The 14,822-nt window shown below is 35.2% G+C and carries 15 protein-coding genes; 4 read left to right on the top strand and 11 right to left on the bottom strand.

Features of this window, described 5'->3' with window-relative positions:
* Positions 1-27 precede the first annotated feature (27 nt).
* Both PGC35_RS10325 and PGC35_RS10320 read left to right on the top strand, forming a co-directional pair.
* Positions 28-1,470, top strand: a complete 1,443-nt coding sequence (locus PGC35_RS10325; RefSeq protein WP_375219093.1) for an MATE family efflux transporter — start codon at positions 28-30, stop codon at positions 1,468-1,470.
* Positions 1,471-1,730: 260 nt separating this feature from the next.
* Entirely contained in the window at positions 1,731-3,395 is a 1,665-nt protein-coding gene (locus PGC35_RS10320; RefSeq protein WP_375219092.1) for a diguanylate cyclase domain-containing protein, read from the top strand.
* 36 nt (positions 3,396-3,431) lie between these two features.
* On the opposite strand, the gene PGC35_RS10315 is transcribed toward PGC35_RS10320, so the two are convergent.
* On the bottom strand, positions 3,432-4,613 hold the full coding sequence (locus PGC35_RS10315) for an aminotransferase class I/II-fold pyridoxal phosphate-dependent enzyme (protein ID WP_053591479.1): 1,182 nt from the start codon (positions 4,611-4,613) through the stop codon (positions 3,432-3,434).
* Between the two features lie 97 nt (positions 4,614-4,710).
* Positions 4,711-4,944 (bottom strand): YkvA family protein, encoded by a 234-nt coding sequence (locus PGC35_RS10310; RefSeq protein WP_375219174.1) that lies wholly within the window; start codon positions 4,942-4,944, stop codon positions 4,711-4,713.
* A gap of 149 nt (positions 4,945-5,093) precedes the next feature.
* Here PGC35_RS10310 and PGC35_RS10305 point away from each other — a divergent pair, with 149 nt between their 5' ends.
* Complete coding sequence (locus tag PGC35_RS10305; RefSeq protein WP_375219091.1) at positions 5,094-5,537, top strand: SgcJ/EcaC family oxidoreductase; 444 nt, start codon at positions 5,094-5,096, stop codon at positions 5,535-5,537.
* A gap of 18 nt (positions 5,538-5,555) precedes the next feature.
* Here PGC35_RS10305 and PGC35_RS10300 read toward each other — a convergent pair whose 3' ends face one another.
* The 4 genes from PGC35_RS10300 to PGC35_RS10285 all read right to left on the bottom strand — a co-directional run bounded on the left by PGC35_RS10300 (position 5,556) and on the right by PGC35_RS10285 (position 10,108).
* A complete protein-coding gene (locus PGC35_RS10300) occupies positions 5,556-6,968 on the bottom strand; it encodes a cryptochrome/photolyase family protein (RefSeq protein WP_375219090.1) in 1,413 nt (470 codons plus the stop codon).
* 281 nt (positions 6,969-7,249) lie between these two features.
* Positions 7,250-8,965 carry a GMC family oxidoreductase gene (locus PGC35_RS10295; protein ID WP_375219089.1) on the bottom strand — a complete coding sequence of 572 codons (1,716 nt, stop codon included), beginning with the start codon at positions 8,963-8,965 and terminating at the stop codon, positions 7,250-7,252.
* Between the two features lie 27 nt (positions 8,966-8,992).
* Positions 8,993-9,772, bottom strand: coding sequence for a gluconate 2-dehydrogenase subunit 3 family protein (locus PGC35_RS10290; RefSeq protein ID WP_375219088.1), 780 nt, complete (start codon positions 9,770-9,772; stop codon positions 8,993-8,995).
* Positions 9,773-9,850: 78 nt separating this feature from the next.
* On the bottom strand, positions 9,851-10,108 hold the full coding sequence (locus PGC35_RS10285) for a hypothetical protein (protein ID WP_375219087.1): 258 nt from the start codon (positions 10,106-10,108) through the stop codon (positions 9,851-9,853).
* A gap of 298 nt (positions 10,109-10,406) precedes the next feature.
* Between PGC35_RS10285 and tatA the strand changes: the two genes are divergently transcribed.
* A complete protein-coding gene (gene tatA / locus PGC35_RS10280; RefSeq protein ID WP_375219086.1) occupies positions 10,407-10,610 on the top strand; it encodes a twin-arginine translocase TatA/TatE family subunit in 204 nt (67 codons plus the stop codon).
* Between the two features lie 205 nt (positions 10,611-10,815).
* Here the strand turns inward: tatA and rbsK are convergent, their stop codons facing one another.
* The 5 genes from rbsK to PGC35_RS10255 form a co-directional block, all read right to left on the bottom strand.
* Complete coding sequence (gene rbsK, locus PGC35_RS10275) at positions 10,816-11,712, bottom strand: ribokinase (RefSeq protein WP_375219085.1); 897 nt, start codon at positions 11,710-11,712, stop codon at positions 10,816-10,818.
* A gap of 19 nt (positions 11,713-11,731) precedes the next feature.
* Positions 11,732-12,538: an energy-coupling factor ABC transporter ATP-binding protein gene (locus PGC35_RS10270; RefSeq protein ID WP_375219084.1), complete on the bottom strand. Its 807-nt coding sequence runs from the start codon at positions 12,536-12,538 to the stop codon at positions 11,732-11,734.
* The gene (locus PGC35_RS10265; protein WP_156316827.1) at positions 12,516-13,391 is read right to left on the bottom strand and encodes an energy-coupling factor ABC transporter ATP-binding protein; all 876 of its coding nucleotides are present in this window, start codon (positions 13,389-13,391) and stop codon (positions 12,516-12,518) included. Before PGC35_RS10265 ends, PGC35_RS10270 begins: the two co-directional genes overlap by 23 nt.
* Positions 13,388-14,131: an energy-coupling factor transporter transmembrane component T gene (locus PGC35_RS10260; RefSeq protein ID WP_375219083.1), complete on the bottom strand. Its 744-nt coding sequence runs from the start codon at positions 14,129-14,131 to the stop codon at positions 13,388-13,390. The genes PGC35_RS10265 and PGC35_RS10260 overlap by 4 nt, the downstream gene beginning before the upstream one ends.
* Positions 14,132-14,209: 78 nt before the next feature.
* The gene (locus tag PGC35_RS10255) at positions 14,210-14,812 is read right to left on the bottom strand and encodes an ECF transporter S component (RefSeq protein WP_053591489.1); all 603 of its coding nucleotides are present in this window, start codon (positions 14,810-14,812) and stop codon (positions 14,210-14,212) included.
* Positions 14,813-14,822 lie beyond the last annotated feature (10 nt).

Below are 14,822 nucleotides of genomic sequence, written 5' to 3'. Positions count from 1 at the left end.
TCGAACTATAGTAGGAATAACCTTTTTGTGATAAGATTCATCTTATTGAAAAACAATAGAAAAGAAGGAATATTAGTGGCTTTTAGTAAGAAGAATGATTTAGGGGAAAAGTTAAGTTTATTTCACTTAACTTGGCCTATTTTTTTAGAAGTGTTTTTGTTTATGCTCATGGGGATTGCTGATACTTTTATGCTGAGTGCTCTCTCTGATAATGCGGTCTCAGGGGTAGGAGCTGCAAATCAATATATTCACATCGCTATTTTAGTGCTTGAAGTAGTGGGAAACGGAGCAGCTATTGTTGTTTCACAATATTTAGGCTCTAAGCGATATATAGAGGCATCAAAAATTTCTGGCTTAGCAGTAACGTTAAATTTAGGAGTAGGGATTTTACTTAGTATCGGATTTGTATTGTTTTCCAAAAGCATGATGGTTGCCATGAATTTAACAGGAGATGTGTTAGTTCATGCACATCAGTATCTTTCTATTGTAGGTGGAGCTATTTTTCTACAAGCAGTCATCAATGCATTGGCGGCAATTATCCGTGTACATGGCTATACAAAGCAGACGATGTTTGTTTCATTAGGTATGAATATTATCCATGTACTTGGAAACTATGCTCTTATTTTCGGTAAGTTTGGTTTTCCAGAACTAGGTGTCCAAGGAGCAGCAATCTCATCTGTTGTCAGTCGACTGATCGCATTGCTAGTATTCTTCTGGTTGCTATATCGAGTCATGGAATATCGTGTTCAAGTGCAATATTACTTTACGATCTCCAAAGAATATATTCAAAAAATATTAAAAATTGGTCTGCCGTCTGCATTTGAACAAATTTTATATCAGGGCTGTCAAATTGTATTTTTATATTACGTTACTTACCTAGGCGCAGAATCATTAGCTGCTAGACAATATGCGGTCAATATTTCTATGTTCACGTATCTTTTTGCTGTTGCAATTGGTATGGGGACTGCAATTATTGTCGGTAGATTCGTTGGGGCAAATGAAAAGGACGAAGCTTATAAATCTGTCTGGTTTAGTGTGAAATGGGCGCTTCTTTTCACACTAGTAATGGTTTCGATTGTAATGATATTCAGAGTTCCGTTCATGAGCCTGTTTACGGATAATGAGCAAATCATAAAAATTGGGGCATCTGTATTACTGCTAAGTTTAGTACTAGAAACTGGCCGTACTATGAATATCGTCATCATTAACTCTTTGCGTGCAGCGGGGGACGCAAGCTTTCCGGTCCTCATGGGTGCTTTGTCTATGGTAATGATGAGTTTACCACTTGGTTACTTTTTAGTTTTTGTATTAGACTTAGGGCTTCCAGGTGTTTGGTTAGCAATTGCAGCTGACGAATGGACACGTGCAGTTATTATGTATTTTAGATGGAAGAGTAGGAAATGGGAAAAGTTTGCACTTATTCATCCTAAAGGGAAAGATACTATATCAAATGAAGGCGAAGCATTGTAATTGCTTCGTCTTTTCTAGTTGTTTAAAAGGTTTTTCAGAAGCATATGAGGTTAATAGGGCAATGTCTATTCTCTCACAAATATCACGCGGTAATGATGTTATGACCCCCCCTATCCATACCACTCTGAAAATAATAGAAAAGAGGTTTTTCTATTAAACGGAGCTATTAGCGCTTTTCTTATGGAAAAAAATAAGAGGATATCTAAACAATCATATGTTTTAATTAGAATATAAGTATCTTGAATTGGAGGTGAATTAGTTTGATCAAAAAATCAATGGAACTTCCTTTCGTAAAAGTTTTGATGGAAGGGATACAAGAAATGGTATTTGTTATGGAGGTAGGAGAAGATACTAATTTCTATTATGCTTTTTTTAATAAAGCAGCAATGGAAACCATTCGACTAGACCAAAAAGCCATAGGTAGGACATTTCGAGAAGTACACGATTTTGATAAGGCGTCCTTATTAGAAGCACAATATACAAAAGTTTTAAAAACTGGGGAGCCTGTAACATTTGAAGCTACATATACAAATATAAATGGCGAGATTAGAAACGGGAAGTCTACACTAACACCTATATTTAATGAGGATGGGTCGTTTACTCATATAACTTCTATTACACAGGATATTACAAATGAAAAAATAGCCGAAACAGACAGAGATGTAACGAAAAATCGTCTTGTAAAAGCCGAATCTCAATACCGCTCTTTATTTTATAAAAATTCAGATGCCATTTTTACAATGGACCTGCATGGTCATATATTAGGTGGCAATAAAACATCAGATAAATTAAGTAATTATAGTATAGGGGAATTAATAGGTAGAAACTTTATCGAGTTTGTTGACCCAAAAGATCGGGAGAGCGCAAATAAATATTTTACGGAATCGATTAACGGGGATTTAAAAGATTATCGTCTGAACTTTGTAGACAAAACTGGCGAACGTATTGGTTGCTTAGTCAAATTCATCCCTATTCATCTTCACCATATAATAAGTGGAATTTATATGATTGTAAAAGATATGAGAGAATTGGACAAACTAGTATCTAAAAATGTGGAAAGTGAACAGATTTTTCAAATTATCACTGAAAATGTTCATGATGTTGTTATAATGATGAACCATAACAAAGAATATTTATATGTATCTCCATCTAGCAAGGAGGTATTCGGATACGATCTTGAGAAGAATAATGATCAAAATCCATTATGTAATATTCATCTAGATGACATTAAGTTATTAGAAACCAAGTTTGAGCAATCTATTCATCATGCAAAACCATTTCAAGTACAGCTGAGAGTCATGCATGAAAAGAAAGGCTGGATTTGGATCGAAATTAAAGGATCTCCAGTTTATAGTGATGAAAATTGTTTTAGGTTTATGGTCATGACTGCTAAAGATATATCTTTGCAAAAGGAATATGAAAACAAACTTGAGTATTTTGCCTATCATGACTCATTGACTGGATTACCAAATCGACGATTTCTAAGTGAACGACTCTCGGAACTTCCTAAAGAAAAACAGACAGGAATTACTATAATTCTTCTAGATATAGACGACTTTAAATGCATTAACGATGTATGGGGGCATGAAATTGGTGACCTTGTCATTCAGGAATTTAGTAAGAGGCTAAGAGCATCTATTAAACCTCATAATATAGCTGTTCGACTGGGAGGCGATGAATTTATTGTTTTGCTTCCATTGGTGGATAATGAGGAAGAAGCTATTGAGGTCGCAAATAATATACAACGAGTAATGGAATCCCCATGGCATATTGAAGATGCAGAACTAACTATTACGATAAGTATGGGTATAGCTTTATCCACGCAGGATAATATATCAGATAGCGTTTTGTTAAGAAATGCAGATCTTGCTATGTACGAAGCTAAAAGAGCAGGAAAAAATCTATATAGAGTAAAACGTTTCTAAGTGAAGTTCTTAGAAACGTTTTTTTATAACTTATTATTAAATAGGAGAAGGGACTTGAATCTTAAGTTTCTTTAATTGGTCTACTGCTTTTTTCAGAATCTGGACATCTTGTACTAGTGCAACACGAACGTATCCAGCTCCTGCAGATCCAAAAACGGTACCTGGAACCATAACTACACCTGTTTGATTAATTGCTTCAAATGCAAACTCTTTATCATCCATTTCGTACGGATATTTTGCCCATACGAACATTCCTCCACTAGAAGGTGTCACTGTCCACCCGATATCTTTTAAGCCTTGTGATAAAACTTTATGACGTTCAGTGAAAACTGTACGCAAACGATCTGTTATCTCTTCTGCATTATTTAATGCAGTAATTCCAGCTTCCTGGATGGGTTCAAATATACCAAAATCTAAATTTGATTTAAGCTGTTTCATTATTGTAATCATTTCTGCATTCCCGACAATATAAGCAACTCGCGTGCCGGCAAGACTAAAGCTTTTGGATAATGAGTTGATTTCCATTCCTACTTCCATCGCTCCCGGTGTCGCTAAGAAGCTGCTTGGAGAATCTCCAGAAAAATAAAATTCAGAATACGCAGCATCGTGTAAAATAATAACATTGTATTTATTGGCAAATGCTACAGCCTTTTCAAAAAATGCAGGATCTGGCATAGCTGGAACTGGATTTCCTGGTAAATTTAAAATCATTAATTTCGCTTTATAAGCTACTTCCTCAGGAATTGCATCTAAATCAGGTAAAAAATTATTTTCTTCTAATAGATTCATATAGTATGGAACTGCTCCGGCCAATTTAATCCCTGCATCATACGCAACGTAGCCAGGATTGGTTGTTAACACATAATCTCCTTCGTTACAAAATGCGATAGGAAGGTGGACAAGCCCCTCTTGAGATCCCATTGTTTGTACAATTTCTGTTTGAGGATCGAGGATGACATTCGTACGTCGTTTATAATAATCAGCAACCGCTTCATAAAAACGTTTTGTTCCATTTAGTGTATAACCATACGAAGTGGCTGAATAACTTTGTTCTGATAATACTTTTCTTGCTTTTTCATCTGGTGGCAGGTCAGGACTACCTAAACTTAAATCATATAGTTCAAAACCTGCAGCTTTTTTAAGCGCGGCGGCTGCTTTTAAGTCTCCGAAAATAGCAGGTTCAAAAATAGACATTTTTTTAGATGGTTCGATAATCAATTAAAAGCACTCCTCGCTAGCAAATTTAAAACCTATTCTATCATAAATTAAATCAATATTGTGAAAAATAATGCATGCAATATATTAGATGTTATGACTATTTTGTGAAAAGAATAAAAAGTAAATATATACAACTAATCCACAATGAAATAATAACTATTCCAGCAAACCAATTATTCCTTTTCACTTTTTCCGATTTTTCGGCTAATTTCCGACAATCATTTAAAATGTTGTTCGGTATTAATCTCAAGACAATAGAAATGGCGAAAGGGATTAGAATAAGATCATCTATATATCCTAGTACTGGAATGAAATCAGGTATCAAATCAATCCGACTAAAATCTTGAAATCATGTATCTATCACCTAAACTCATTTTATAAATAAGTATTCGCTTTAATGGATAGGAAGAAAATTAACGAATCGTTCATATTAGTTTAAAATAAAAGATATAATAGATCGTTTTAAGGGAGATAGGAAAAATGGAAATAACAGATATTGAAGAATTATATAAAAAGCTGATAAATGCATGGAATATTGCGGATGCAAGAGAAATGTCCAATTTATTTTCATTAGATGGGGTCATGATTGGATATGATGGAAGTTTGGAGGTTGGGCGTGAAAGCATGTTTGAACATTTACGTCCAGTTTTTGAGAGTCATCGTACTGCAACATTTGTTTATAAAGTGAAAGAGGTATCTTTTCTAAATGAAAACACAGCTCTATTACGTTCGATTGCCGGAATGATTCCCCCCGATCAATCAACGATCAACCCTTCAGTAAATACACACCACACATTAGTAGTAGAATTAAAAGAAGAGAAATGGCAAATAAGACTATTCCAAAATACTCCCGCTCTTTTTCATGGAAGACCTGAGCTAGTTGACCAAATGACAAAGGAATTAGAGGAAACATTGAATATATAAAAAACATGAGATGGAACCTCATGTTTTTTTTATTCCTTTTATTAAATCGTATGCACGTAATGCACGTTCTCGTGCACTAGAATGATCAACGATAGGGTGTGGATAAGTAGAACCAAGTTGAATGTTACTTTCTTCCAAAATATTCAGAGGAGTATCCCACGGACGATTAATGTATGGAGAGGGTAGTTTAGCAAGTTCTGGAACCCACTTCCTAATATAATCCCCATGAGGGTCAAACTTTTCGCTTTGAATAATCGGATTGAATATTCGAAAGTAGGGAGCAGAATCAATTCCAGAGCCTGTAACCCATTGCCAACCCATTGCGTTATTTGCCACATCAAAATCTACAAGTTTTTGTTGAAACCATTCGTACCCTATTCGCCAATCAACTAGCAAATGCTTTACAAGAAAAGAGGAAGCTACCATACGGACGCGATTGTGCATATAACCTGTTTCGGATAGTTCTCGCATTCCTGCATCTACTAGTGGATAGCCTGTTAGCCCTTTTTTCCAACTTGTCATGTTCTCCTCATTTTTTTGCCAGGGAAAATGCTCAAAATTTGACCGTAATGGTTTCAGTGGAAATGAAGGGTATTGAATAAGCTGATGATAAGAGAATTCTCTCCAAACTAATTGCCGAATGAATGATTGAAGCATGGGGGAGTCATCCTTTTTAGCTTCATAAAAAATAGAACGAACACTCATATCACCCGATGCCAAGTAGGGAGACAATGTAGATGTTGCACTGGCAGATGGAAAGTCTTTTTTTCTTTCATATTTATATAAATCGTTGCTAATAAAATGTTCCCACATCTCAATTGCTCCCGGCTCACCGGGTTTCCAATACAGTCCTAATTGATCAACTCGCTCTATAGAAGAAAGTAATCGAAGTTCTTCGACTGTCACACTTATTATTGGATTCTTATAAACCTCAAATTCATGGGGAGTAGGGACTGGATGATGTGCATTAATTTGCATGCTCCTCTTCCAAAAAGTCGTAAATACTTTATATGTCTTTTGACTTTTATTGAACATTATCTCTGGATTATAGAGTAGATGTGCATTATAGGTACGGGCGTCTATGTTTTGAGCCTCCAACTTAATAATAATTGATTTATCTCTTTCCACAATAGATGGTTCATACCGTTCATTGAAAAAGACAGCGCCTGCATGAGTCTCTTGTATTAAATCTTGCAGTACTTCTAATGCGTTGCCAACTCTAATGATGATTGGAATTCGTTGTTGAAATGAAAGGAGAGAGTGATGAAGCCACCATAAAGATGCATCACTCGCTTGATATTCTTTTTCTTCTTCCTTTGACCAAATAAAGACAGGAATTACAATGCCTTGCTGTGTTGCTTCCCATAAGGCAGGGTGGTCATGTATTCGTAAATCTTTTCTAAACCAAACGATTATCTTTTTCGTATACAACACACTCACTCTTTCGTTTCATTTTTTCTTCTAATTTTAGTACACCAGCGGTTATTATATACACTTTGTCTCTAATATTGAAAAAGCTACTAGCTTCTTTTGGAAAGAAGGTAGTAGCTTTTCAAGTTGTTGGCTAATTCTATGAATATATATGATATTTTTACTTTGAACAGATAAGAAAGTATAAGTTTCAATACTTAGTAATTGACATCAGCGTCTAACCCATTGAGGACAAATGGCATTGGCCTGTAGGGGGATAGAGGGGCCGCCACTTTGCTAAATTAAACTAAAGGTCCACCATTTTTCAAATACTTCTCAATACCTTCAGCAGCACGGTAAGCTAATGCTCCTACAGTGTTAGTTGGGTTGTAACCTGAGTTTTGAGCAAATGCGCTTGCACCTGGAACAAATACGTTTTCACAATCCCACATTTGTAAGTAACTATTTAGAGCACTTGTTTCAGGGTCTGCACCCATGATTACCCCACCAGTATTATGAGTAGATTGATAATTGCGAATATCATAATCACCGATTTTATCACCAGTCATTTTGACTTCTTTTGCACCCATTTTTTTCATGATCTCGGCGGATTTTTCTCCCATAAACTTCATTAGTTTGCGATCTTGATCTTTCCAATTGAATGTCATTCGAAGTAATGGATCGCCGAATGCATCTTTATAAGTTGGATCTAAATCGATATAATTATCTTGCCATGGAAGGGAAGCACCTTGTGCTTTAATAATTAGAGCACGGTTTGCGTTATGAACTGAAGCATCTTTAAACTCTTTACCCCAAGTTGGAACGTTTTCTGGAACATGGTTGTTTGCAATAGGACGGTCTCCTAACTGCGTAATGTGAATTGTAGCTCCGTGTAAGAAATCTAAGTCAGTGTGATCAAAGAAATCACCATTGAAGTCATCAATTTGAGCACCTAGAGCACCTGCACCACCATAAATATTAAACTCTTTATCAAAGAAACCAACAGCAGTACCTAAATATGTTTGATATGCATAGTTTCTTCCAATTACCCCTGTTCCAGTAGTTGGATCATAAGGACGACCAAGTTGAGAGTTTAATAGAATCTTAATATTATTCATCTGATATGCAGATACAACAACTACTTCAGCCTCTTGAATAAATTCTTCCCCGGTACGTGTGTCGACATAAAGTACACCAGTAGCTTTTCCGTTGGTGTGTAATACCTTACGTACAACTGAATGAGTACGTACTTCAAAATTACCAGTTTCTTTAGCTACAGGTAAAACTGTTACCACTGGAGACGCTTTAGCTCCATATTCACAACCAAAACGCTCACAGAATCCACAATATTGACAAGCACTACGGGAAATACCGTCTGGATTTGTATATGCTTGTGATAGGTTGTTAGATGGCATGTGGTATGGATGATATCCAAGATCTTTAGCAGCACTTTTGAATAGTGCTGTTACAGGTGTTTCAATCATTGGAGGATTAGGATATTTAATTTGTGGAGAACCAGGTAGTGGATTAGGTTCACCAGCTATACCAGTCATAGCATCAAATTTATCGAAATATGGTTCTAACTCTTTGTAAGTAATACCCCAGTCTTGCAGCATCATACCTTTAGGAATTTTATTTTTCCCATAACGTTTCACAGTTTCTGAATAAATTTCAAAATCGTATGGTAGGAAGCGGAAAGTTTGTCCATTCCAATGTTCTCCAGAACCACCTGTTCCTTCTCCAATTAGGAAACTACCCCATTCTCTATAAGGTAATGCTGTTTGATTCATATTATGACGGAATGTAAGAGTTTCTTTTGAAAGGTCTTGCATCATTTCTTTGCGTTCTGCGTATCGTAATTCATCGTGAGCCATGAAATAATCTTCAGTAGAACGTTCTTTACCACGTTCGATACCTACTACTTTATATCCTTTTTTTGTAAGTTCTGCTGCAATAATACCGCCAGTCCAACCTACACCTACTAAAACTATATCTGTTTTTGGTAATTTCGTTGCCACATTTATCACCTTTTCTATAAGTCTATATTAATGTTGATGTTGAGAATTTAAGCTCTTAGGAGCGACTTTGACAAATTCATCTTTTTCTAAAATGTTAAGAAAACTACCTTGATGACCAGGGAAGTTTTTCATTTTCCAACCAGCCATATCTTTGTTTCCACCGTACATTGGATCAGCATACACTCCTTCGATAGTTACTTTTCTTAACAGTCGAAAGAAATAGGAAGAACTTACTGCACCATTCATTTTTACTTTATCAGCTTCGAAATCTTTTAATATTTCAATTTGTTGTTCTTCTGTTAATGTTTGGAATTTTGTTTTTTCCTCTGACTTTTTAGCAGCTTCATCATTTAAAGCGATAATTCCGATGTTAAAAATTTGTTGTCGATTTAAATGAGTTTGATATCCTTGTTCTGGGACTGCTTTCCCAGGAAGGAAAGGACCGCTCATATATTCTTTCGAATTAAGTCCAAAGCTTCCCGCGAGTTGGTGATCAATATAATAAGCAACTAGCAATTCTTTTGCTCCCGGTCCAACCTCAGTTTTTGGGAAGATTTGTTCTGCTGCTGCTTCGATTGTATCGAACTGATTTTTATCGAAATACATAAGCGCTTGATTGAAATTTGTTGTAGTGGCTTGTGAGTGAACACCTGTATCAATCGTTTTAGTAGTTGAATCTTTTCCTAATAGTGAGCCAATTGCCCCACCTAGAACGACCCCACCAACAGTTAATCCAGAATTTTTGATGAAAGTCCGTCTTGATGAACGTTTATCTAAAAATGGAGCCTTTTTATCTTGTTCTGACATAATATAACCTCCTAAAAGAATCCTTTGTTAATAATTTTATCTAGTTAAATACAAAAACTATAAAAACACTAATACATACTAGTGAACAATGACGTGCCAGTTATAAACTAAAGAAAAAATAACTGTGCATACTAATAATGAAGAGATAAAGTATATATGTTTTTTTCCTGTCCAGCAAAGTACGATTATCGCTAAGCCGATACCTGAACCTAGTAAAGAGAACCAAGGAAAGGTATTATTGTTGAAAAACAGAAATAGTGCAAAGTCAGCCACTATGAATAAAGCAAAAAATACTTGATTTAATATTTTTAATTCTTCTATATTATATTTTGTCACTTTCAATCTCCTGTCTCTATATAGCTAATAATTAATATAATTTTATACAAATTATTTTAAGATAATAACACAAAACAACTGTTCACCATTTTACTCTTTTTTTTCAAAAAATCTACATGTTTTTTTAAAAAATAAAAATTTTTTTATTCTGAAATAATATTTAAATTTTCACCTATTTACAATTAATCAGGAAAGGTATATTGTGTTAGTGATACAAAACAACTAATTATTTTTTATCGATATATATTGCCGCTGGATAATTTATTTAAAATTAATTTTTATAACAGGAGGAAACACCATGCCAAATATTGGAGTACCAGGTTTAATTATCATTTTAGTAATTGCCCTAATCGTATTCGGTCCATCAAAATTACCTCAATTAGGTAAAGCACTTGGACAAACGTTAAGAGAATTTAAAAACTCAACTAAAGATATCGTAGATGAAGTAACAGATGAATTTAAAATAGACAATAAAGAATCTTTGGATAAAAAGAAAAGCTAATAAAAAGCCGACTATTGGGTAATAGTCGGCTTTTGTGATGGAGTTGTTGAGATTAATGGCTAAGCCATAGAATCGGTTGGTTTAGCAAAAAAATCAGATAGTTAAGTACAAAAGACTAGTTGTTTAATAAAACTTAAAGCTATTTCTGCAATGAAAATTCAGAACCCTATAACAAACTAAGAATTAATAGAAAGAAGAATAGATTTCATCCTTTGTTTACTTGAAGGGAGGAGGGGATAGTGGGTTGTGCTCCCATTTGAGTAACAACATACGTCGCAATTTTTGTTGCAAATGAGATACTATCTTTTAATGAGCTTCCTTGACATAAACCTACAGCTAATGCCCCATTAAATGCATCGCCAGCTCCAGTTGTATCCTTAGCTTCTACCACATTTGTTTTTACGTATCCATATTCATTACTATTCATATAATAGGAGCCTTTTTCTCCTAACGTAACAACAACTGCATCTACTCCTTTTTTAAGTAATAGGGAGCATGCATGGAAAAGATCTTCCTCGGTTTCCGTTTTTAAACCAGTAAGTATTTCTAACTCAGTTTCATTAGGTGTTAAAATAGAAACTTTACTCAATAAAGAGTCACTTATTTTTTGTGCAGGTGCAGGATTTAAGATGATATGTACATTTTTTTTAGCGGCAATATCAGCAGCCATTTCAACTGCTTGCATCGGAATTTCCAACTGTAAGAGGAGAACTTCACTAGCTTCAATTAACTTTCTATGTGTATGGATTTGGTCAGCAGTAACTAGAAAGTTTGCTCCGGGAAATAGTACGATTGAGTTTTCTCCAGAGTCAGCTACTTGAATTATTGCTTGCCCAGTCAACCCAACTTTTTGGACTGAATCAGTATTTACCCCTTTAGCTTGTAAGTTTTGCTTAACTTGTTCCCCGAAGTTATCTGCACCTACATTACCTATAAAATAAACTTTAGCTCCTAACTGACTAGCAGTAACAGCTTGATTTGCTCCTTTTCCTCCAAAAAACAACTCATGTTTTGTACTGTGTAACGTTTCGCCTGCTTTTACAATATGCGGAACTAGGTATACAAGATCCATATTAGTGCTCCCTACAACTGTTATATTCATGAATTGTTATACTCCTTCCTTAACGAGTTTTTAAAATTACTTCCACTAATTGACTCTTTGATAGAATTCCAGGTGGAAATTTAAGTAGTTTAGCAATTTGAGCTACAGCAGGAGGTTTTAACATGCTTTTTTCTAAAATGTCTGCATTATAAAAAACCATTTGTGCATTGTCATCTGCTACTAATTTTCGGTTCGCCATTACAACGATACGTGTAAAATAGTCCGTTACAAATTCCATGTCATGGGTAATGGTGATTACAGACTTCTGCTTTTCTTCTAATGCTTGAAGTAAATTACCAAGTACTTGCAAACCAATCTTGTCTTGACCTGCAGTTGGCTCATCTAAAATGATAATATCAGAATCCATTGCTAATACAGACGCAATTGTTACAAACTTTCTAACGGAATAAGGTAAGTTATATGGGTTTTCTTCTGCAAATTCGGAAATGCCACATAATTTCATCGCCCAAGCTGTTAATTCATCTACACGGTTGGGTTCAAATCCCATATTTTTTGGTCCAAAACGGACCTCGGATTCAACATCATTATGGAATATTTGATCGTCTGGGTTTTGGAATACATATCCTACCTTCCTCGAAACTTGCGCTGTAGTATAATCTTTCGTATCCCTGTCCCCAACTAATACGTTACCTTCCGTAGGTTTTAACAAACCATTCATAAGCTTTACTGCAGTTGTTTTTCCTGCTCCATTTTGACCTACAATTGCTACGCGCTCCCCAGTCTCAATGGATAGAGTAAGGTTTTCAAGTGCTTTTGTTCCGTCTGGATATGAAAAGCTTACATTATTTAAGTGAAGTTCTGTCATATTCATTCACTCCAGTCATATTTAATGCTTCCGCTAGTTCTATATCACGTACAGGAAGGAAAGAAAGTGGCATCCCTAAGTTTTGTAGTTGTAGTGCAATTTCCGTCACATGTGGGTATTGGATTTCATACTTTCTAAACGCGGGATTTGCAAATACTTCACGAACAGGCCCATTCATTACTAACTCACCTTCGTGCATAACAAGCAAATTATCAGCGTATTCAGCGATTAAATCCATTTTATGTTCGACTAAAACAATGGTTTTGCCACGCTCTTTCATTAATCGGATAATATCAAAAATTTGTTCCGTACCAATAGGGTCAAGTTGGGAAGTCGGTTCATCAATGACTAATATATCTGGATCCATAACGATTATGGATGCAAGAGCAACACGTTGTCTTTGTCCACCTGAGAGATCGAAGGGATTTTTGTCACGTAAATGCTCAATCTTAACTAGTGTTAGTACTTCTTCGACCCGTTTTTTTATCTCTTCCACAGGAACGCCTAGGTTTTCTAAGCCATATGCAACTTCCTCGAATACATTATCTTTTACTCCAGACACTTGGATAAAAGGATTTTGAAATACATATCCTACTTTTTCTCCAAGTTGGCCTAATTGATAATCAGACATTCTTTTTTTGTCTACTATAACTTCTCCTTCTAAATCCCCTTTATAAAAATGTGGAATGAAACCGCGAATTGTATTACAAAGTGTTGTTTTACCAGAACCATTATTACCGATAATTGCTGTAAATTTCCCTCTTTCTATTGAAAATGACACATTTTTTAATACAAAATCATCGCTTACTGGATAGCGATAAGACACATTTTTTAAATCAATCATTACTGTCATAAGAAAAACCTCCATACAAGTAGACCTATTAAGATTAGTAAATAGATTATTGGTAAAATACGGTCTGCAGTATTTTTAGTTAATTGGTGTAGGCTTGTCTTTTTTACTGGTGCTGAAAATGCACGCGATTCAAGTGTTATTGCTCGTTCTTCAGTTCCTGCTATTGAGGATAAAATAAGGGGCGTTAGTGTTGGTATAAAAGCTTTAGCGCGAACAAGTAAAGAGCCTTCTGTTTCTACACCGCGAGTTTTTTGTGCTTCCATAATTGTGTTAGCTTGACGACGCATTTCGGGAATAATTTGAAGTGTTGATAACACCACATAGGCTCCCATTGGTGGAAGACCCTTATCTTCTAAAGACTTAACAAAATCTCGTACCTCAGTTATGCGGAAAAATAATATAAATGCAGATCCTATAGCGAGAATTCGAGATGTCAATAATAGCCCATAATTCAATCCCTCTTGTTTGATTTTAAAAATTCCCCATTCCCAAAGTACATTTTCACCAGGGTAGAACAACATTTGCATAATGAATACGATGATTAATACACTCAATAATGCCTTTAAAACAATATTAAGAAATTCTTTCGTTACACCTGCAAGTATTGCAATAAGTACTAAAACAGGGAAGATAGTAAAGGCAAAAATATATCCAGGCATAATAAGTACCATTCCTAAAATAAAGAGAGAGAAATAGAATTTTGTCATTGGATGAAGTTGAAGTAAAAGATTCTGTTTCAAATAAAATACGCCCCCTTGTAAAAATAATCTCTTCCCGTTAAATTGTTTAATCAACAAGTTGAACGAGAAGAGTTGAAATCATTTCTTGTTATTACGCTTCATATATAAATCTCCATAATTCATTTTAGATAAATAGCGATCTGACATACCTTTAACGATAAAGTAAACGACTAATACAGAAACAACCTTATCCGCTACTTCAGTGATAAAGCTGGAAGAAAAAACTGCTGTCCATAATTGTTGCCCAGATGCTAAGAAAGTAGCGGTAATTAGAGAAGAGGTATTTCCTGTTGCTCCTCCAAATACTAGAACTGTTATTGGTGCAGAGACAATTACGGCTATAAAAGTAATAATGATACCGGAAACAATGGTTTTAGGTACGTTTTTGAAGAATCCGTATTTAGAAAGGTAACCTGCTCCAATACCAATCGCCATAGAAGTTAATGCATAGGGTAAATATACCGGGTTGAAAATAGCATTAATTAGGTTTGTTATAAGTCCTGCTAGTAGTGCAACCCAAGGACCTGCAATTACACCCACTAGTATCGTTCCAATAGTGTCTAAGAAAATAGGTAACCGAAGTACATTGGCTAACTGGAAACCTACTAGATTAATAGCTACAGCAATAGGAATTAGTAACATTGCCATCATATTAAAATCATCTTTAAAACTACGTTTCATACATTTCTCC

Origin of the sequence: Psychrobacillus sp. PGGUH221 (genome assembly GCF_042055255.1) — a bacterium.
Lineage (GTDB): Bacteria > Bacillota > Bacilli > Bacillales_A > Planococcaceae > Psychrobacillus.
Note: the sequence above shows the minus strand (reverse complement) of the source record. Positions and strands in the feature narration are given on the sequence as shown.

What these genes read in the sequence shown, in the direction of transcription:
- PGC35_RS10270 (WP_375219084.1), bottom strand. Translation starts at nt 12,538, where the DNA reads ATGACAGAACTTCACTTAAATAATGTAAGCTTTTCATATCCAGACGGA.
- PGC35_RS10290 (WP_375219088.1), bottom strand. Translation starts at nt 9,772, where the DNA reads ATGTCAGAACAAGATAAAAAGGCTCCATTTTTAGATAAACGTTCATCA.
- PGC35_RS10265 (WP_156316827.1), bottom strand. Translation starts at nt 13,391, where the DNA reads ATGACAGTAATGATTGATTTAAAAAATGTGTCTTATCGCTATCCAGTA.
- PGC35_RS10305 (WP_375219091.1), top strand. Translation starts at nt 5,094, where the DNA reads ATGGAAATAACAGATATTGAAGAATTATATAAAAAGCTGATAAATGCA.
- PGC35_RS10255 (WP_053591489.1), bottom strand. Translation starts at nt 14,812, where the DNA reads ATGAAACGTAGTTTTAAAGATGATTTTAATATGATGGCAATGTTACTA.
- rbsK (WP_375219085.1), bottom strand. Translation starts at nt 11,712, where the DNA reads ATGAATATAACAGTTGTAGGGAGCACTAATATGGATCTTGTATACCTA.
- tatA (WP_375219086.1), top strand. Translation starts at nt 10,407, where the DNA reads ATGCCAAATATTGGAGTACCAGGTTTAATTATCATTTTAGTAATTGCC.